Annotated in this window: 19 protein-coding genes; 14 read left to right on the forward strand and 5 right to left on the reverse strand. The window is 60.5% G+C overall.

Annotated elements, in window-relative coordinates; all coding sequences use genetic code 11:
- Positions 1-31: 31 nt before the first annotated feature.
- The 8 genes from HY019_RS15525 (at position 32) to HY019_RS15560 (ending at position 7,669) form a co-directional block, all read left to right on the forward strand.
- Positions 32-628 (forward strand): undecaprenyl-diphosphatase, encoded by a 597-nt coding sequence (locus tag HY019_RS15525; RefSeq protein WP_290693874.1) that lies wholly within the window; start codon positions 32-34, stop codon positions 626-628.
- Positions 629-702: 74 nt separating this feature from the next.
- Entirely contained in the window at positions 703-1,485 is a 783-nt protein-coding gene (locus tag HY019_RS15530; RefSeq protein ID WP_290693877.1) for a hypothetical protein, read from the forward strand.
- Between the two features lie 36 nt (positions 1,486-1,521).
- Positions 1,522-1,953 carry a hypothetical protein gene (locus HY019_RS15535; protein ID WP_290693880.1) on the forward strand — a complete coding sequence of 144 codons (432 nt, stop codon included), beginning with the start codon at positions 1,522-1,524 and terminating at the stop codon, positions 1,951-1,953.
- Between the two features lie 17 nt (positions 1,954-1,970).
- Complete coding sequence (locus tag HY019_RS15540) at positions 1,971-2,729, forward strand: hypothetical protein (RefSeq protein WP_290693882.1); 759 nt, start codon at positions 1,971-1,973, stop codon at positions 2,727-2,729.
- A gap of 40 nt (positions 2,730-2,769) precedes the next feature.
- Positions 2,770-3,435 carry a response regulator transcription factor gene (locus HY019_RS15545; protein WP_290693884.1) on the forward strand — a complete coding sequence of 222 codons (666 nt, stop codon included), beginning with the start codon at positions 2,770-2,772 and terminating at the stop codon, positions 3,433-3,435.
- Positions 3,411-4,793, forward strand: coding sequence for an ATP-binding protein (locus HY019_RS15550; protein WP_290693887.1), 1,383 nt, complete (start codon positions 3,411-3,413; stop codon positions 4,791-4,793). The genes HY019_RS15545 and HY019_RS15550 overlap by 25 nt, the downstream gene beginning before the upstream one ends.
- Positions 4,794-4,797: 4 nt before the next feature.
- On the forward strand, positions 4,798-5,472 hold the full coding sequence (locus HY019_RS15555) for a phosphatase PAP2 family protein (protein WP_290693890.1): 675 nt from the start codon (positions 4,798-4,800) through the stop codon (positions 5,470-5,472).
- Positions 5,473-5,965: 493 nt separating this feature from the next.
- Complete coding sequence (locus HY019_RS15560) at positions 5,966-7,669, forward strand: alkaline phosphatase family protein (protein ID WP_290693893.1); 1,704 nt, start codon at positions 5,966-5,968, stop codon at positions 7,667-7,669.
- Between the two features lie 384 nt (positions 7,670-8,053).
- On the opposite strand, the gene HY019_RS15565 is transcribed toward HY019_RS15560, so the two are convergent.
- The 5 genes from HY019_RS15565 to HY019_RS15585 form a co-directional block, all read right to left on the reverse strand.
- The gene (locus tag HY019_RS15565; protein ID WP_290693896.1) at positions 8,054-9,229 is read right to left on the reverse strand and encodes a metallophosphatase family protein; all 1,176 of its coding nucleotides are present in this window, start codon (positions 9,227-9,229) and stop codon (positions 8,054-8,056) included.
- A gap of 99 nt (positions 9,230-9,328) precedes the next feature.
- Positions 9,329-10,624: a hypothetical protein gene (locus HY019_RS15570; RefSeq protein ID WP_290693899.1), complete on the reverse strand. Its 1,296-nt coding sequence runs from the start codon at positions 10,622-10,624 to the stop codon at positions 9,329-9,331.
- 299 nt (positions 10,625-10,923) lie between these two features.
- On the reverse strand, positions 10,924-11,142 hold the full coding sequence (locus tag HY019_RS15575; protein ID WP_290693902.1) for a GDCCVxC domain-containing (seleno)protein: 219 nt from the start codon (positions 11,140-11,142) through the stop codon (positions 10,924-10,926).
- A 7-nt stretch (positions 11,143-11,149) separates the two neighbouring features.
- Positions 11,150-11,425, reverse strand: coding sequence for a mercury resistance system periplasmic binding protein MerP (gene merP, locus HY019_RS15580; protein WP_290693905.1), 276 nt, complete (start codon positions 11,423-11,425; stop codon positions 11,150-11,152).
- 12 nt (positions 11,426-11,437) lie between these two features.
- A complete protein-coding gene (locus HY019_RS15585; protein WP_290693908.1) occupies positions 11,438-11,785 on the reverse strand; it encodes a mercuric transporter MerT family protein in 348 nt (115 codons plus the stop codon).
- Between the two features lie 74 nt (positions 11,786-11,859).
- On the opposite strand from HY019_RS15585, the gene merR reads away from it, so the two are divergent.
- From merR to HY019_RS15615, 6 genes are all read left to right on the forward strand, one after another.
- Positions 11,860-12,258: an Hg(II)-responsive transcriptional regulator gene (merR, locus tag HY019_RS15590; protein WP_290693911.1), complete on the forward strand. Its 399-nt coding sequence runs from the start codon at positions 11,860-11,862 to the stop codon at positions 12,256-12,258.
- A 107-nt stretch (positions 12,259-12,365) separates the two neighbouring features.
- Positions 12,366-12,797, forward strand: coding sequence for a MerR family transcriptional regulator (locus tag HY019_RS15595; RefSeq protein ID WP_290693914.1), 432 nt, complete (start codon positions 12,366-12,368; stop codon positions 12,795-12,797).
- Positions 12,794-13,234, forward strand: a complete 441-nt coding sequence (locus tag HY019_RS15600; protein WP_290693917.1) for a hypothetical protein — start codon at positions 12,794-12,796, stop codon at positions 13,232-13,234. The genes HY019_RS15595 and HY019_RS15600 overlap by 4 nt, the downstream gene beginning before the upstream one ends.
- 140 nt (positions 13,235-13,374) lie before the next feature.
- Positions 13,375-14,709 carry a TolC family protein gene (locus tag HY019_RS15605; RefSeq protein WP_290693920.1) on the forward strand — a complete coding sequence of 445 codons (1,335 nt, stop codon included), beginning with the start codon at positions 13,375-13,377 and terminating at the stop codon, positions 14,707-14,709.
- 20 nt (positions 14,710-14,729) lie between these two features.
- Positions 14,730-16,379, forward strand: coding sequence for an efflux RND transporter periplasmic adaptor subunit (locus HY019_RS15610; protein ID WP_290693923.1), 1,650 nt, complete (start codon positions 14,730-14,732; stop codon positions 16,377-16,379).
- The gene (locus HY019_RS15615; RefSeq protein ID WP_290693926.1) at positions 16,376-19,537 is read left to right on the forward strand and encodes an efflux RND transporter permease subunit; all 3,162 of its coding nucleotides are present in this window, start codon (positions 16,376-16,378) and stop codon (positions 19,535-19,537) included. The genes HY019_RS15610 and HY019_RS15615 overlap by 4 nt, the downstream gene beginning before the upstream one ends.
- The last annotated feature ends 44 nt before the right edge of the window (positions 19,538-19,581 follow it).

Genomic DNA, 19,581 nt, shown 5'->3' on the forward strand with positions numbered 1-19,581 from the left:
CTATCGAGCTCCTGGCTTTATGGCACCCCGAATGGAATACTTCAATCACGTGCTGTTCATATGGCTCAACGCTCCGGCACAGCCGGCTGCTTCCGTTCTATTTGGTGCAGTCTTCTTGGCGGAGTGGCTCATTTGGTCGATTCCTATCTACCTCGGGGCGGGCTGGCTCTTAGGCGGCCGGCAGCTGCGCAAATCCGTATTGATTGCAGGCGTGGCGGCGCTGATTAGCCTTGCTATCGCGCAAGCACTTGGGTCATGGTGGCCTCATCCACGTCCATTCATGATTGGACTGGGGCATCAGCTCGTCGCACATGTACCGGATGCCTCATTCCCAAGTGACCATCTGACATTGTGGTGGGCTGTGACTTTGGGATCCATGACGCAGCGATGTACGCGTACCACCGGCTCAGTGATGGCCCTCACAGGGATTGCCATGGCGTGGGCACGTATCTACGTGGGGGTGCACTTTCCATTGGACATGCTCGGGGCGTTTGTCGTCGCGATGGCTGGAGCCTGGCTGAGTTGGTACCTGGCACCCTTTTACATGCCTGCCGCCTATAGCTTGGCGCAACGCGTCCACCTGTATCTGTTCGGAGCGCTGATTCGGCGTGGTTGGGTTCGCGAATAAGTCTGCGACCTATGCCTGTGCTAAGTCGTCTTCATCAGACTGAAAGCATCGCGAATTTATCTGTGGAGAAATTCATGAGCTGCATACCTGCCCAGCCAACCAAGAGCTGGCTGAACAAAGTGCCGGAGGTCACGCTGGCCTTCTGGATCATCAAGATCATGTCCACTACGGTTGGCGAAACCGTGGCTGATTTCCTCGCTGTCAATGCGGGGTGGGGGCAAGGCGCTACCCGTTCAGTCATGGGCGCATTTTTGATTGCCGCATTGGTCATGCAAGTCCGCACGAGGCGATACACCCCGTGGATTTACTGGCTGACGGTCGTGCTGATCAGCGTGGTCGGCACTCAAATCACAGACTTGCTGACGGACGGTTTGGGCATCAGCCTTTATCTCAGCACGGCTGCATTTTCCGCCCTGTTGGCGGCCCTGTTCTACGTCTGGTATCGAGTGGAACGCACACTGTCCATCCATGACATTGTGACAAGGCGTCGGGAGCTGTTTTACTGGGCCACGATCTTGTGCACCTTTGCATTGGGTACCGCTGCAGGTGACTTGGCCACGGAAGCCCTTGGACTTGGGTTCACGCTTGGCGTGATGGCCTTCGGCTCGTTAATCGGACTCACGTTTGCTATTTGGCGGATGGGTGGCCATGCTGTCTTGACATTCTGGATCGCCTACATCCTGACGCGTCCATTTGGTGCCGCCTTGGGTGACCTGCTGACCCAGGCCAAGGCATACGGTGGGCTCGGCCTGGGTGCGATGTGGACCAGCGCCTTGTTCCTATCGGTCATTGTCATTTTGGTTTCCATCGCACAGCGCCACACCAGATCGCCTGAACTTGTACCCACTTCGCGTTAAGCCCCTTCCTTACGCGCCAAACAACGAGAGTCCAACATGCTGATTCCAAAGACATGCTTCCGCCCTGCAGTCGCTGCATCCTTGACCTTGCTCCTGACGTTCGCCTCAGGGTGTACGAAGCACACCGACACGCCCACGGCGACAACGAACGCTCAAGCGCCTCAAAGTGGCGTCGCGTCAAAACTTGGTGACTTGTCCACTTTCCAAAGCATCGCCACCGATGTTTCTTCGTTGGTGGACAAGGGGGATCTATCCCAGGCAAAAGCGCGCATCAAGGACCTGGAAGTCGCGTGGGATGCGGCAGAAGCCGGCTTGAAGCCTCGCGCAGCCGAAGACTGGCACAAGCTCGACAAAGCGATCGATCAAGCCCTTGAGGCACTGCGAGCCGATACGCCCAATCAGACTGCTTGTAAGACCGCCATGACACAGTTGATGCAGACATTTGCCGCGCTGGCAGGCAAGCGCTGAATCGAAAGAACCTCACCATGACGTCCACCACCGAACGAACGCTGGCCAAAGTGCCTGAGGTCACGCTGGGCTTCTGGCTCATCAAGGTTGCCGCTACCACCCTTGGAGAAACCGGTGGCGATGCAGCATCGATGTCCTTGAATCTGGGCTATCTGCTCAGCACGGGCATCTTTGCTGCGGTGTTCCTGGTCGCCGTCATCGCTCAGATCAAGGCCCGAAAATTCCACCCTGGCCTGTACTGGACCACTATCGTTGCGACGACGACCGTTGGCACAACTCTGGCAGATTTCGCCGATCGATCACTCGGGATTGGCTACGCCGGCGGCAGCAGTCTGCTGATGGGCCTGCTGCTCGCCTCGCTGCTCATCTGGTACCGCACGATGGGTTCTGTGTCGATTGATGCGGTGAACTCGCCCAAGGCCGAGGCGTTCTACTGGATCACGATCATGTTTTCCCAGACACTGGGCACTGCCCTCGGAGACTGGACCGCCGATACAGCAGGGATGGGCTACACAGGTGCGGCACTGCTGTTCGGTGGCATGCTGACTCTGATCGCGGCGGCCTATAGTTGGACCAACATCTCCCGAACGACTTTGTTTTGGAGCGCTTTCATCTTGACTCGCCCGCTGGGCGCAGTGGTCGGTGACTTCCTGGACAAACCACTGAGCAGCGGCGGCCTGGCGTTGAGCCGCTATGGCGCGTCCTTGGCTTTGTTGGGCTTCATGGCTGGTTGCATGTTGGTGTTCAGGCAGCGCGCAGCATCGGCAGCGCACTGAGTACACTCTGAATCCAGTCGAATGAATGACAGGAGAGCGCATGCGGGTCCTGCTTGTAGAAGATGATCCCATGATTGGTGATGCCATCCAAGCAGCCTTGAAGGACGCCTCCTATGCTGCGGACTGGGTCCGCAATGGCTTGACCGCCATGGGGGCGCTGAAGAGTCAGCATTACGACCTTGTGTTGCTCGACTTGGGTTTGCCGGGCAAGGATGGTTTGGAGGTGTTGCGCAGCGTACGTGCGGCCAACAACCCCGTACCTGTGCTCGTCATCACGGCCCGAGACGGCCTGGATGACCGCCTGCAAGGCTTGGATGGGGGCGCCGATGACTATGTGCTCAAGCCTTTTCAGATGGCCGAGTTGCTGGCCCGCATGCGCGCTGTCCTGCGGCGCAAAAGTGGTCAGGCGACGCCAGTATTAGGCAACGGGATCGTTTCGCTCGATCCTGCCACCAGGCAAGCTCAGGTGCGCGATGCCAAAGCCATTCAATTGTCCGGTCGGGAGTTCGCCTTGTTGCAGGCGCTTCTGATTCGTCCTGGAGCCATCTTGTCGCGCGGTGAATTGGAAGACCGCATCTACGGCTGGGGCGAAGAGGTCGAGAGCAATGCTGTGGAATACCTGATTCACGCCATCCGGCGCAAGTTGGGTGCTGACGTCATCAAGAATGTGAGGGGGGTGGGATGGATGGTTTCCAAACCCGCTTGAGGGCACATCTGACGCACTCCCTGCAATTCAGGCTGTCTTTCTACCTGGCCGTCACCAGCCTCATTGCCGCATTGGCTGCCGGCGTGGTGTCATTCAGTGCGGCTTTGGCAGAGGCGCATGAGTTGCAAGACAGCATGCTCAAACAAATCGCCGTTTTGGCAGCCATGACCCCGGACCAGCACAAGGGTCGCGTGAGTGCAGATTTGGCGACGCCCGATGCGGATGAGGAGACGCTCGTTTCAGTGCAATGGTTGCCCCGCAGAGGCCAGCCCACGACGAGTCCAGCTTCAGCATCCAACTTGCCTATCCCCGCGGACATGCGCGATGGTCTTCACACCTTGACCGTGGATGGAGAGGACTATCGCATCGTGATTCGGTCCACAACAGACGGCTCTCGCGTGGTCGTTGCTCAGGAAGCCGGCATGCGCGATGAAATCGCCAGAGGCAGTGCCTTGCGGACGATTGCGCCCATGCTGCTGCTTGCGCCCCTGTTGGTCCTGGTGGTCACCTTCATGGTGAGACGATTGTTGACCCCGGTCACACTGCTTTCGCAGGAGGTCAACGCGCGCTCCGAACAAGCTTTGCATCCAGTTCAAGCTGAGAACGTGCCTATCGAATTGCGTCCATTCATGGCCGCCGTCAACGGGCTGCTTGCCAGAGTGAAGCAATCCATGGACATGCAACGGCGCTTCCTGGCTGATGCAGCGCATGAGCTGCGATCGCCGCTGGCAGCCCTGTCTTTGCAGACAGAGCGTCTGGCACAAGCCGAGATGTCAATCACAGCCCGAGACCGGTTGATCACCGTACGGGAGGGAATTGAGCGAGGGCGTCACCTGTTAGAACAGCTTCTGTCGCTCGCTCGAGCTCAGGCGGACGCGCCGAGACGGGCGACAACATCGGTGTCTGTGGGTGGCTTGGTACGCAAAGTGATTGAAGACTTCATCTGTCAGGCGGAGGCCAAAGGCATCGATCTGGGGATGACCAACAGCGATGACGCGGAGGTCGATGCCGATGAAATGGCGCTCATGACTGCTGTGAAGAACTTGGTGGACAACGCCATCCGCTACAGCCCGCAGGGAAGCCAGGTCGACGTTGGCGTACACCTGATCGACGAGCATGTCAGCATCACTGTCAGCGACCATGGCTCCGGCATTCCTGCGCCAGAGCGGGAGCGCGTTTTCGAGCCCTTTTATCGGATCTTGGGCACTGAGGAAAGCGGCTCTGGCTTGGGGCTGTCCATCGTCAAGGAAATCACTACTCGCCTCGGAGCCGAAGTCATCCTGACTTGCACAGAGCCAGAGCATGATCGTGGCTTGACGGTGGCGTTGCGTCTCCCTTGTCGCCCCCCATCGACCTAGGCCCATGTCTTCTTCGATTGATCGGTTCTTCGAGCGGAAGGTCGTTCTGGCTTTCAGCCTCTTGTGCGCGCTGACATGGTTGCTGGTCAAGGTCACCAGTGAAGTCGTTGAAGGAGATGCCCTGCGCGTAGATCAAGTGATTGTGCAAGCGCTGAGGCACGAGGACAACACACCCATTGGTACAGCGGCTCTCGTCGATGTCGCGCGAGACATCACAGCCTTAGGCAGCCCGATCGTCTTGTCATTACTGGTGATCGTGACGACAGTGGGGCTGCGATTGGCGCGACAGCGCCTCATGGCTGGCGCAGTGCTGGTATCAAGCGTTTCGGGCTTCGGTGCCACCTTGCTGATGAAGACGGCGATCGCCAGAGGGCGGCCTGATGCCGCATACAGACTCATCGAGGTCAGTGGCATGAGTTTCCCAAGCGGACACGCCATGATGTCCTCTGTCATCTATCTCACGCTGGCCATTTTGATAGCCAAGGCCAGCCGGGATATCCGCATGAAGTTGTTTGTTTTGGTTGTAGCCTTGACGCTGGCGGGGCTGGTTGGGCTGAGCCGCGTTTACCTTGGCGTGCATTGGTTTTCCGACGTGGTCGGTGGCTGGGTCGCAGGAGGTGTATGGGCTATGGCTTGCTGGATCACGGTGGACAGACTTAGCCAGAGCGAGCAATCCTGACGCCCCGCCTGTGTATTCAGATCCTATGGATGGCCTGGATGAGGTACACAGCGAGCTCAGTGTCGCTATCGTCATTGTCAGTTGGCTCTGAAAGCCATCCCTGCACGGCATGGAGGATAGCCAAACCTGAGAGGGCCAGCATCATCAGCGTCATCAGTCTGCTTGACATGTCGGAGCGATGTTCGAAAGACATGCCACAGGCTATCCGGGAATACTTAGCGGTGAGTTAGGGCGTACCACGCCAAACGAACGAAGTAGCGACAAAATGACTCATGTGCGCAGGGCGCCTGCACGAGCCGCGCATCGCCCCTGAACTTTGATTCAAACGGCTTGGCAAGAGCTAAGCAGGCAACAGCCTGGCATTGGCGCCTGCAGGCCATTCACAGGTGCCCGTCCCTGGTCAGATGCCTGCGCCACGTTTCTTTACATGCCGTGAAATCTGGCTGTCATCTGCCTTATCGAGCATGCTGACTTCACTTTGCATGAGGTAGGCATGAAGAAATCCGCTCTCTCCCTGGCCGTGATGGCCACTGTGGCCTTGTCCGGCGTGGCGCACAGTGCAGACACCCTTAAGCCGGTCGCCAGCAGCGTACTGCTGATCTCGGTTGACGGCTTGCACCAGAATGATCTGGACTGGTTCGTCAAAAACCATCCGAACTCAGCCTTGGCACGCATGGTCCATGACGGAGTGAACTTCAAGAGTGCGCGCACGCCATTCCCATCTGACTCCTTTCCGGGCATGGTGGGTTTGGTCACCGGCGGCAACCCACGTACCACGGGTGTCTACTACGATGATGCCTACAGTCGCAAGCTCCTACCTGCCGGCACCACAGATTGTGCTCATGCGGCGCTTGGCGCTGAGGTCCAGTATGCGGAGAACGTAGACAAGAACCCAGACCGCTTGGATGCTGGACAGAACATCCCAGGCCTGTACAACAACTTCGATTTGATCTCGCGGTTGAGCGCGCATCCAGCCAAGGACCTGATCGACCTGGCTCAACTGCCTGTTGATCCCAAGACCTGCTCGCCTGTCTTCCCGCACCAGTACATCAAGGTCAATACGGTGTTTGAAGTGCTGCATGCCAACGGTTTGCACACCGCCTGGTCTGACAAACACGCTGCTTATGACATCCTCAACGGTCCATCGGGGGTTGGCATTGACGACCTCTTCACTCCCGAGATCAACGGCTCGGTCACCGACCCCAGCTTGCCTGGCGGCGCAGGCGCCGACTTCACCAAGGACAACCTCAATACTCAGCGCTACGATAGCCTCAAGGTCAAAGCTGTTCTGAACTGGATCCAAGGGCATGACCATGCCGGTAATGGCAAACCAGGCACGCCTGCTTTGTTCGGCTTGAACTTCCAGTCGGTATCAACTGCACAAAAACTCAATGTGTCGAGCTATCTGGACAACAAAACGTCCACTGTGATTGCCGGTGGTTTGGCAGGGTATGTGATCGACGCCAACGGCAAGACGGTACCTGGCCCTGTTCTGGAAGGCGCCCTCACGTTTGTTGACCAGCAAATCGGCCAGTTGCTCAATGCTGCGGACTTGAACAAGACCGTATTTATCGTCACAGCCAAGCACGGCCAATCACCTCAGGCCCGCGAAGAGCTGACCATCATCAACGATGGCGCGATGATTGATGCTCTCAACGCGGCATGGGCCAGCAAGTCAGGCGCCGCTGCGACCCCGCTGGTCGCTCACGCGATGGACGATGACGGTGTGCTGTTGTGGCTCAATGATCGATCGGAAGCGGCAGCTCAATTCGCGGGAGACTTCCTGGCCCGTTACGCCGGCACCGGCATCGGCTCGGATGCCCAGGGTAATAAGCTCGCCAAGAGCTTCACCAACGCAGGCTTGAAGAAGATTTTGATCGGCCATGAAGCTGCGGAGTTCATTGGCGTGAATACTCATGACGACCGCGTGCCAGATCTCATTGGCATTGCCAAACAAGGCAGTGTCTACGGTGGGGCCAAGTTGTCCAAGATTGCCGAGCATGGTGGCGACGCCGCTGAAGACCGCCATGTGGGGCTGGTCGTATATGGCAAGGGTATCCATGCCGCAGAAGTCAATGCACCGGTGGAAACCACACGCGTCGCGCCAACCATCCTCAAGCTCCTTGGATTGCCTGTTGACAAACTTCAGGCCGTGCGAATTGAAGGCACTCGGGCTCTGCCAGGCGTTGCCGACTAAGGAAGACGAAGGTCAGCACAGCGCAAGTTCGTGCTGACCGCTCATCGGCAGAGCCAGGTACTCACGTTGAAGTGCCGGATGGCGTCTGTTTGCTTCAACGTAGTCCCTGCGCTTGGGAACGATCTGCCTCCGACCGGTTACAGCGCGGACCTGACTTACGCCAGTGGAAACCATCAACGTCAGCTTTAAGTTGGCGCCGACGTTCAGTGTCGAAACTCATGCGACTGCAAGCAGCCTTGGCCTGCCGCTCAGGTGCGTGGGCACAACGACTGCTCATGGCAGATCCGCGTTGGTCGATGGCACCCCTCATCCACCCTGCACGTGTATGACTGCGGAACGGTAGATCGACACAGCAGAACGTCATCGCTAGACACCATTCGCGGCTCATACGCCCTTGATGCCACCATCACCGCAACTTAGGCATTTCGCTTCCAAAATTCTGCCAGCGATTTCATCGGGCTGTGAACACACCAATTCACCAAGGCATCTCAGCAGCCCCGCATGCTGAACACCCGTTGCCTGCGCCCAAGCCGTGACTTTCTGTTCCAAACTGTCCAACTGCGAAATGCCCGCCGCTCTGGTCCGCACAACCGGCACGATGCGCCCTTCTAACTTGACTTCAGCTGCCGCACCCAACGCCTCCTGAATGGCCTGGCGATTGACCTCATGGCGATCTTCGTCCGCCACCGTCCACCGGACACGCACGAACGCCCCGGCAACGTCCTGTTGCGCCACCGCATCCCGCAAGGTGTCGAGGTCTGGCTTGCCGTCAAACACAATGTCAACCGTTCGCCGAGCAGGTGTCGGCTGCAGCGTGCAGACCGCTGACGAGGTATCCACCTCCCACAGCAGCCAGCCCTTGTCGCCATCCTCCCCATAGTGGAAGCGCCCGATGGAGCCCGCATAGGCGATGCGCTGCTGCCCATGCCGCGCCTCACAGTCCCATGCCTGATGTCGGTGGATGTGCCCCAGCATGAAAGCCTGGGCCTCGGCAGCAAACAATGCGCCCGTGGTGAACTCGTGGTCGAATCCGGCCATGGGAACGCCGTGCTCGCTCATGCAGCCAAAGACGGTGCCATGCGATACGCCGATGGACGGCACCGCCAAGGTCTGTGCGCGTCGGTGGCTCTCGGCAAACCCGGCCAGCAAGACGGCCAGGTGCTCGCCCACTGCCTCGGCAGCAGCCCCCGCCCCCACCGTCGCCGCCACAGCAGCCTTGTTGACCGTGGGCACGCAACTGAACAGGGCCATGAGCCCATCTGGCAGCACATCGAAACGCCAGCTTGAAGAAACCTGCCAGCAGCCGTTCGGCATGAGCGCCACTTGTCCAATCTGGTCGACCACATGGACAGGGTAACGCCCGCCCAAGGATTTGAAGATGGACAGGGTGCCCGGTGGCTCATGAGAGAACGTGCCTTGCAGCATCAGCACCGGACAATGGTCAGCCAGGCGACGCACCTGCGCCACCAGGCGTTCGGCAGCGGGCGAATGCAGGTCCAGGGCGTGATCGGTTGAATCCCCAGACAGCACTGCAGCCTGCACACCTGAGGCCATGGCCATGTCGATGGCTGCCCCGAAACAGCGGTCGGCCTCGATCAGGTTCTTGGGGCCGTAGTGAAGGTCAGAAAAATGAGCAATGCGAACCATGCCGTATCTCCTTCATGTCACCCGGTGCAGTTCGCTCTCGATCTTGTCGAGGTAGCCCTGCGGGTCGTTGCGATAGCGATCCAGTTCATCCCAAGCACGGCGACGACCATGCGGGTTAAGCCGCCACCCTCGGCCCCACCGTCGGTCGGCGTAGGCCTGGTATTGGTCCGCAGCAATGCCATAGGCTTGGGCACGCGCCAGGAGGTGTTCCAAGGTGAGATCCCCGTCGTGCACCGGGGCGTCCTTGGGTGCCTCAGCGATCACCGACGCCACAACGGCATCCACATCGGCATCCACATCGGCACCAGCACCCTCCCACGTTGGGGCCCCATCCAGGACCTGAGTGGCCAGTTGCGCTTGAACAATGGCCGTGTCTTCGTCCTCCCTGTCACGCAACAAGGCGGTCACATCCACAGGCGCTTCCAATTCGATGATCCATTGCGGCACACGGGTGGGCAGGCCCGTCTCGTCGATGTGGGCAACCTCCATCAAGCGCTTGGTCAGGTAAAACGGGGTGCGTTGCCGATCCAGAAAGCCAGAGATACGACCGCCACGCAGAAAGCCGATGGTTTCGAACTTCTGGATGGCCGCGTTCATCGCGTAGAAGCTGTTTGTAGGCAACTCGAACGCACTGATGGAGCGGATACCCGGGATGAAGAACAGGAACCGCCCGGTCAGGTTGCAGCGCCGCTGCTGGTAGTCAGCGCAGGACTCGGGCTCGCAAATGCCGCCGTTGTCTTCGCGCAGAACCGTCTTGCGCCCACCGAAGATGCGGATAGAGCGCCGGCCCGTGTTGTCCATGGGCACAGGTGCATGGCACATGCAGTGGCGCACACGGCCATCAGCCGAATACTGCGACCAGTAGCGCTTGTCCTGCGCCCCCCAGGCCGCGAGTTCATGCGGCATCACGGTCTGCCACTGGTCAGCCGGAAAGACGATGGGGAAGCGATAGAGGTGAAGGCCTTCACCACGGTCCTCGCCATAGGCTTGCAGGATCTGCTTCGGTGTCTCGGGATTGGGGAAGTCTTGTGCCCGCACGGTAAACCAGGGCACGTTGCGCGGGATCAGCGGTGACTTGAGATGCGGGAGCGCACCCACGATGGCGCGCTCGATCTGGTCGAAGGACTGGCCGGCTTCAACGCCCTCGTCGTAGAGGCTTTGAGCCTGGGGCTGCTCCGCCGCCTTGCGGGTGAGCACCTTGATGCCTGCGCGGATCTTTCCGCCTGTGGGGATGCGGGCGGGGCCTTGCCCGAGCAGGGTCGGCAGGGCCGCCGAACCGCCCTGGACGGTGACAGTGGTTTTGACCATGGTGGCGCTCCTTCATGAACATGCGATGGTTCATGCTCTCGCGACTTCATGCTGCGTCAACCCATTGAAAATGCCCGGCAAAGCAAAGCGCGATTAAGCGAAGAAGTCTCGGCAGTACAGATTCACGCCTCAGCCCTCACAGATCAGATCCGTGCGTTAACGCAACGGCTGACACATGGGCAATCCCCGAAGTACTTCCCGGATCTCACGCCTTCAAGGACCTGAGCAACCGATGGACATGCAATGCCTTAGGCTCTAAGGCAGCTTTGGTCAGAGCCACCGAAGCTTGGCAGCCAAGTTCAGGCACGCCCGCAACACCCGCGCTCCTGCTGAATGGGCGGGCATGGCACCGATCCGAACGAACAGAACACGCAGCAATCGCCCGGCTTGGGACGCAGAAGCGTATGGCAGGCCAAGCACTCGTAGTAGAACTGGCAGGCGTCCGTGGGCATGGCTTCCTTCTGAGTGTGGCCGCAGTGCGGGCAGGTCAGCACGGATTCGAGGATGACGGCGCTCATCTTGGCATCACTTCTGTACGGTGGACGGATAGCCTGCATCCGTTGTGGCCGCTGTCAGCGCCCCCAGCTGAGCTTTATCGGCGTCATAGGTAACAGTCGCCGTCTTCTTGCCGAAATCGACTTTGACCTCACTCACGCCAGGCACCTTTTCCAGCGACTTCTTGATCGTGATCGGACACATCTCGCAGGTCATGTTCTGCACGGCCAGCGTGACGGCTTTTGGGGCGGCAGCCAGCACCACGAGGGGCGCGGCGACTAGCAGGACAATCAGCAGCTTACGCATGGAAATCTCCTTTCAGTAGAACAACAGGACAAGCCACGGCGTGGCCAACAGACCAAGAAGCAGCATGGTGATGATCCAGAACGTCAGGCGCTGCCTTTGGCGTGCACGCGGATCAGCGCATAGCGCGCCGTGCGTGCAGACCTGTGGCACCAGATAGAGTTTTCGGAAAGACAGCCCAAGAAACAACAGTGTCAGGCCGATGAAAACGGGTCGGTACGGCTCCAACAAGGTCAGGCTGCCAACCCATGAACCACCGATGCCAAGTGCCAGCAGAACAAGCGGCCCGACACAGCACGCCGACGCACCAATGGCGGCCAGTACACCCGCGATCAACGAGCCTTTTTCAGTGAGTTGTGTCATGTCTCTGTCCATGAACTTGTTTGCCCAAGTGTTACTCTAAATGCCGTACCTAAGTACGGAGTCAAGGGGCTGATGTGGCAACAGAACTGACCATTGGCAAGCTTGCTGATGCTGCCGGGGTGAACATCGAGACGATTCGCTACTATCAGCGGCGTGGCCTGCTGGACGAGCCACCCAAGCCGGCAGGTGGGCATAGGCGCTATGCGCCCGAGCAGGCCAAGCGCCTGCGCTTCATCAAGCGGGCACAGGCGCTTGGTTTCACGCTGGACGAGGTAGGCGCACTGCTGACCCTGGATGCCGCGTGCGCCTGCGGTGAGACCCGGGCGCTGGCCGTTCGCAAACTGGGTCTGATCGATCAGAAGATGGCTGACTTGGCGGCCATGCGGCAGGCACTAGGGGGATTGGTACAGCAGTGTGATGAAGGCAAGAATGGGACCAACTGCCCCATCATCGATGTGCTGGCGTGTGACTGATGCCATCACCTCTCTGCCAAGGCAGCGCCGAAAGTTGACTTGACGAACGGAGACTGACTCACCTAAACTACGTTTAATAGTACAGACTTTAGGCAAATCCGCTTCACATGCCCACCCACGCCTTCACCGTTCGCAAGCTCGCCGACACAGCAGGTGTCGGCGTAGAAGCGGTGCGCTTTTACCAGCGGCGTGGGTTGTTGCGTGAGCCTGCCCGTGAAGGCAATGGCTTTCGGCAGTATGACGAGGGCGACGTGCGGCGCCTGCGCTTCATCAAGCGTGCGCAAGAGTTGGGCTTCTCCCTCGACGATGTGGCCTCGTTGGTGTCCTTGAGCGCCGAGACCGATCAGGTGCGCGTGCGCGAGATCACCCAGCAACGTGTGCTGGACATCCGCCAGCGAGCCACTCAACTGGAGGCCATGGCCGTTGCCCTTGAAGGCTTGGTCACTTGTTGCCAGAAGTCGGCCAAAGGCGATCACTGCCCCATCATCGCGGCCCTGGTCGATCACGGCACCCGACCTGCAGAGCAGGTGGCCGCATGACCATGCCCCGCGCGTTCAAGCATTGGATTTGTCGACTGATGGTCGGCGTGATCCTGCTCGCGCAGATGAGCGTGGCGGCCTATGCCTGCCCCGGCAACATGGCCTTCGGCAATGCTCCCGTCGAAGCCATGACCACGATGGACGCCATGGTCGATTGCGATCAGATGGGCGGGCAAATTGGCGAAGAAATGGGCGAGGGAATGGGTAGGTACCTGGACCAAGCCAACCCCAGCTTGTGCGCAGAGCATTGCCACCCCACCCAGCAAAGCGATCACACCCAGGTGCCCACGGTGCCTGCGGCGCTGTTGATCGCGCTGTACACCGTCGCCCTGACGGTGGATGCGTCCGGGCCTGATGGTCTGGCGCCGACTGCGGACAGCCGCCTTCATGCGGTGCCACCGCCGCTGTCCATATTGCACTGCTGCTTCCGAATTTGACACGCTGAGCGACGCGGTGCTGAAGGCCTGATGGCCGCTTCAGCGCCTGGTCGTGGAGGTTGCTGGCCAATGCAGACGCCTGGCGTTCTGCCGCGCTCGCCCTGCACGCGCCAACGCCATTGGCTTCATTCGGAGGTGTCATGTTTCCCCATTTTTCGCTGCTGCCCCGCAGGGGCATGCAATGGGTCGTCCTCGACCTGCCCACTCGCATGCGCTTGCAGCGTGTCGCCATTGTGGTGGCCCTCAGCCTTGCTACCTTCCAGGCCCATGCCCAGGGTGTCCTGGCGTTTGAACAGGCACTCAGCCTGTCTCAAGCACGCTCGCAGCAACTGGTGGCCCAAGATCACGCCACATCGGCTGCGCGCGACATGGCCGTCTCAGCCACTCAGCAGCCCGACCCCATCCTCAAACTGGGCATCAACAACCTGCCCATCAATGGGTCTGATCGCTTCAGTGTCACCCGCGATTTCATGACCATGCGCTCGGTGGGCCTCATGCAGGAGTTCACCCGGGAAGACAAACGCCTGGCACGGTCCAGGCGATTCGAGCGGGAGGCCCAGGCCAGCGAAGCCAGCCGCGCCTTGGCCCTGTCGCAACTGCAACGCGACACGGCCATCGCTTGGTTGGATCTCTACTACCAAGGGCGCATGCTGGCTTTGGTCAAGGCCCAGCGCGATGACATCCGCCTGCAAGTCGATGCAGCAGAGGCCGCCTATCGGGGTGGACGGGGATCGCGAACCGATGTGGTCTCCGCACGCGCGGCACTCGCCCAGATGGATGACCGCATCGACCTGGCTGCGCGTGAAGTCAACACAGCCCAAACCGCACTGAGTCGCTGGACAGGCCGTGCAGCCGACACGCCCCTGGGTGAAGCACCCGACACCAGCCATGTTCACCTGCATCAGGCCGATCTGGAAAGCGTTCTGGCCACACATCCCGACATCACCGTCATGGTCAGGCAGGAAGAGATGGCCCAGGCCGATGCAGACCTGGCCCGAGCCAACAAGCAATCCGACTGGGGTGTCGAGTTGATGCTCAGCCAACGTGGACCTGGGTATTCGAAGATGGCCTCAGTCAATGTCTCGGTCCCCTTGCAATGGGATCAGAAAAACCGCCAGGACCGGGATCTGGCTGCCAAGCTGGCCACCGTGGAACAGATGCGTGCCCAGCGAGAAGAGGCAACGCGGGAGCACCTCGCCGAAGTCACGACGATGCTGCAAACCTGGCAAAGCGGCCGTGATCGCATGCGCCGCTACGACAGCGCCTTGATTCCGCTGGCAGCCGATCGAACACATGCTGCCTTGACAGCCTACCGAGGCGGCAGCGGCACGCTGTCCTCCGTGCTGGACGCGCGGCGCATGGAACTGGACACCCAAATGGACCGGCTGCGGCTCGACATGGACACCGCCCGCATCTGGGCCCAACTCAATTACCTGATCCCGGTGGAGCACGACGTGGCCATGCCCCGTCCTTGACCACTGCAATGGAGACGCACATGAAACTCAAAAACCTGGTGATCGCACTGATCGCCGCCACCGCCCTGAGCGCCGCTGCGTATGGCTTGTACGCACTGGGCATGCAAAAAGGCATGGACATGAATGCAGCTTCTGAGCAGCACCCCGCCCAGCCAAGCACCGAAGCCAGCACCACTCAAGCCCTGCCGCAAAGCGTGGCCGAAGGCGAAGACGCAACCAGGCGCCACATCGCCAACGGCCTCAAGGCGGGCGACATGGACCCGGTCACCGGCAAGAAGGTCTTGTACTACCACGACCCCATGGTGCCGGGCAACAAGTTCGACAAGCCTGCCAAGTCACCCTTCATGGACATGATGCTGGTGCCCGTTTATGCCGACAGCGATGGCGATCAGGGCAAGGTCACCGTCAGCCCACGCATCCAGCAGAACCTGGGCGTGCGCACCGCAGAGGTCACCGAGGGGGTGCTCTCGCCCCAGGTCTCTGCCGTGGGCAGCATCGCCTACAACGAGCGCGACCAGGTTGTCATGCAAGCGCGGGCAACCGGGTTTGTGGAACGGCTGCATGTGCGCGCCACGCTGGATGCGGTCAAACAAGGTCAGCCCCTGGCCGATCTCTATGTGCCCGACTGGGTGGCCGCGCAAGAAGAGTTCTTGTCTGTTCGCCGTATGCAGGGTGCAGACATGGGCAGCCTGGTCGATGGTGCCCGCCAGCGCATGCGTTTGGCAGGCATGAGCGATGCACAGATCAAAAACGTGGAGCGAACCGGGCAGACCCAGGCACGCATCACCTTGGCGGCGCCCATCAGCGGCGTGCTCAGCGAGTTGATGGTGCGTGAAGGCATGTCCGTGATGCCCGGGGCCACCTTGTTGCGCATCAACGGCATGTCCACGGTCTGGGCCAACGCCGAAGTGCCAGAGAGCCAGGTTGCGCAACTCCGCCCAGGCACCAAGGTGCAGGCCCGCAGCCCGGCAGTGCCCGGCACCACCTTCGAGGGCACGGTGCAGGCCCTGGTGCCCGAGGTCAACCCCGGCACGCGCACCCTCAAGGCACGGGTGCAGTTGAACAACCCCGGCGCCCGCCTGGTGCCGGGCATGAGCGTGAGCATGCAGTTCATGGACATGCGTGCCGAGAAGGCCTTGTTGATCCCCACCGAGGCCGTCATCCAGACGGGCAAACGCACCGTGGTGATGCTGGCCGAAGACAAAGGGCGATTCCGTCCGGTCGAAATCGAGGCAGGCATCGAGAGCAATGGGCAAACCGAGGTCAAGCGCGGCCTGGATCTGGGGCAGCGCGTGGTGGTGTCCTCGCAGTTCCTGATTGACTCGGAAGCCAGCCTCAAGGGCGTAGAGGTACGCCTGAACAGCGCCTCGCCACCTGCCACAGCCAACACAGGGCCAAGGCATGAAGGACAAGGCAAGGTCGAAGCCATCGGCAGCGATGCCATCACGCTGTCGCATGGCCCCATTGCCTCGCTCAAGTGGGGTGCCATGACGATGGATTTCAAGGTGCCGCTCAAGGGCGGGTTGCCTCGCAACCTGAAGGCAGGCGACCCAGTGAGCTTTGAGTTCTACATGGATACCGATGGCATGCCGCAACTGACGGGTCTGTCACCCATGGCACCAGCCAGAGGCATGGAGATGGACATGAGCAAAACAGGGAGCAAGCCATGATCGCCCGCCTGATCCGTTGGTCCATCACCAACCGCTTTCTGGTGCTGCTGGCCACGTTGATGCTCAGTGCATGGGGGGTGTATTCGGTCGCGAGGACGCCGCTGGACGCCTTGCCCGACCTGTCTGATGTGCAAGTCATCATCCGCACGACCTACCCGGGCCAGGCACCGCGCATCGTCGAGAACCAGATCACCTACCCGCTGACCACGACGATGCTGTCCGTGCCGGGGGCAAAGACGGTGCGCGGCTATTCCTTCTTCGGCGACTCGTATGTCTACGTGCTGTTCGAGGACGGCACCGACCTGTACTGGGCCCGCTCGCGCGTGCTGGAATACCTGAACCAGGTGCAGTCCCGCTTGCCCGCCAGCGCCAAAGCCTCGCTGGGGCCCGATGCCACGGGCGTGGGTTGGATCTACCAGTACGCATTGGTGGACCATGGCGGCACGCAGGATGCAGGCCAGTTGCGTGCCTTGCAGGACTGGTTTCTTAAATACGAACTCAAGACCGTGCCCAATGTGGCGGAAGTGGCTTCGGTGGGCGGCATGGTGCGCCAATACCAGGTCGTGCTCGATCCGGACAAGCTCGCGACCTACAACATCCCGCACACCAAAGTGGTCGAGGCCATCCAGAAGGCCAATCAGGAAGCAGGCGGTTCGGTGCTGGAGTTGGGCGAGGCCGAGTACATGGTGCGCGCCTCGGGCTACCTCCAATCGCTGGAGGATTTCCGGCAAGTGCCCTTGATGACCACGGATGCGGGTGTGTCGGTGCGCCTGGGCGATGTGGCCCGCATCCAGATCGGGCCGGAGATGCGCCGGGGCATTGGCGAGTTGGATGGCGAAGGCGAGGCCACAGGCGGTGTGATCGTGATGCGCTCGGGCAAGAACGCGCTGGAGACCATCGCCGCCGTCAAGGCCAAGCTCAAGACGCTGCAAGCCAGCCTGCCCAAAGGCGTGGAAATCGTGCCGGTGTACGACCGCTCCAGCCTGATCGAACGCGCGGTGGACAACCTCTCGCACAAGCTGCTCGAAGAGTTCGCTGTCGTGGCCGTGGTGTGCTTTGTCTTCTTGTTCCACCTTCGCTCGGCTTTGGTGGCCATCATCTCGCTGCCTCTGGGCATTTTGGCCGCCTTCATCGTCATGCACTACCAGGGGGTGAACGCCAACATCATGTCCCTGGGCGGCATTGCCATTGCCATCGGCGCCATGGTGGACGCGGCCGTGGTGATGATCGAGAACGCGCACAAGCACCTGGAGCATTGGGCACATGCGCATCCTGATCAGACTTTGGAAGGACCAGAGCGCTGGAAGGTCATTGGTGACTCGGCTGCCGAGGTCGGACCGGCTTTGTTCTTCTCGCTGTTGATCATCACCTTGTCCTTTGTGCCAGTGTTCACGCTGGAGGCCCAAGAGGGGCGGCTGTTCTCGCCACTGGCTTTTACCAAGACCTACGCCATGGCCGCTGCCGCAGGCCTGTCGGTCACGCTGATCCCTGTGCTGATGGGGTATCTGATCCGTGGCCGGATTCCAGATGAGAAAAGCAACCCGCTCAACCGCTTTCTGATTGCCATCTACAGGCCATTGCTCAACGCCGTCTTGCGCAGCCCCAAGCTCACGCTGATCGTGGCCACCGTGCTGCTCGTGCTCAGCCTGTGGCCCTTGCAGCACATCGGCGGCGAGTTCATGCCTCGGTTGGATGAAGGCGATCTGCTCTACATGCCATCGGCCTTGCCCGGCTTGTCCGCTGGCAAGGCGGGCGAGTTGCTCCAGCAGACCGACCGCCTGATCAAGACGGTGCCCGAGGTGGCCAGCGTGTATGGCAAGGCGGGGCGCGCCGAAACCGCCACCGACCCGGCGCCCATGGAGATGTTCGAGACCACCATCCAGTTCAAGCCCAAGGACCAATGGCGGCCCGGCATGACGCAAGACAAGCTGGTCGATGAGCTGGACCGCATCGTCAAGGTGCCCGGCCTGGCCAACATCTGGGTGCCGCCGATCCGCAACCGCATCGACATGCTGGCCACCGGCATCAAGAGCCCCGTGGGCGTCAAGGTGGCAGGCACCGACCTGGCCACCATCGACCGGCTCACAGGCGAGATTGAGCGTGCACTCAAAGATGTGCCTGGCGTCAGCAGCGCCTTGGCCGAGCGCCTGACGGGTGGGCGCTATGTGGATGTCAACATCCGCCGCGATGCCGCCGCACGCTTTGGCATGAACATCGCCGATGTGCAGTCGGTCATCGCGTCGGCGGTGGGTGGCGAGAACATTGGCGAGACGGTGGAAGGCTTGCAGCGCTTCCCGATCAACCTGCGCTACCCACGCGAAACACGTGATTCGCTGGAAAAACTGCGCACCTTGCCCATCGTCAACGAACGTGGCCAGCGCCTGGTCTTGTCCGATGTGGCTGACATCCGCGTGACCGATGGCCCACCCATGCTGCGCAGCGAGAACGCCCGCCTGTCTGGCTGGGTGTATGTGGATATCCGAGGGCGGGATTTGCGCTCGGCGGTGCAGGACATGCAAAAGGCTGTTGCAGCCAAGGTCACCTTGCCGCCGGGCTACTCGGTATCCTGGTCAGGCCAGTTCGAGTTTCTGGAGCGGGCGACAGCCAAGCTCAAGGTCGTGGTGCCCTTCACGCTGCTGATCATCTTCGTGCTGCTGTACTTGACCTTCGGGGCCTTTGACGAGGCCTTGCTGATCATGGCGACCTTACCCTTTGCTTTGGTCGGCGGCATCTGGCTGCTCTACCTGCTGGGCTACAACCTGTCGGTAGCGGGGGCTGTGGGCTTCATCGCGTTGGCGGGGGTATCGGCGGAGTTCGGCGTGATCATGCTGCTGTACCTCAAGCAAGCCTGGGGCGAGCGCATCGACAAGGGCCAGGTCAGTGTCGATGACCTGCTCGATGCCATCCGCGACGGCGCTGTGCTGCGCGTGCGGCCCAAGGCGATGACCGTAGCTGTGATCCTGGCTGGCTTGCTGCCGATCATGTGGGGTGCGGGCACAGGCTCGGAGGTCATGCAGCGCATCGCGGCGCCCATGGTCGGGGGCATGGTCACCGCACCGCTGCTGTCGATGTTTGTGATCCCGGCTGCTTACCTTTTGATTCGCCGACGCAGCAAGCCAAGGCCCATCACGGCAGAGCCCAGAGAGGCGCAATCATGAACATCGCGCATCGCATCACCAAGGTCTTGGGTTCAGCGGCATGC

Origin of the sequence: Aquabacterium sp. (genome assembly GCF_016195855.1) — a bacterium.
Lineage (GTDB): Bacteria > Pseudomonadota > Gammaproteobacteria > Burkholderiales > Burkholderiaceae_C > Aquabacterium.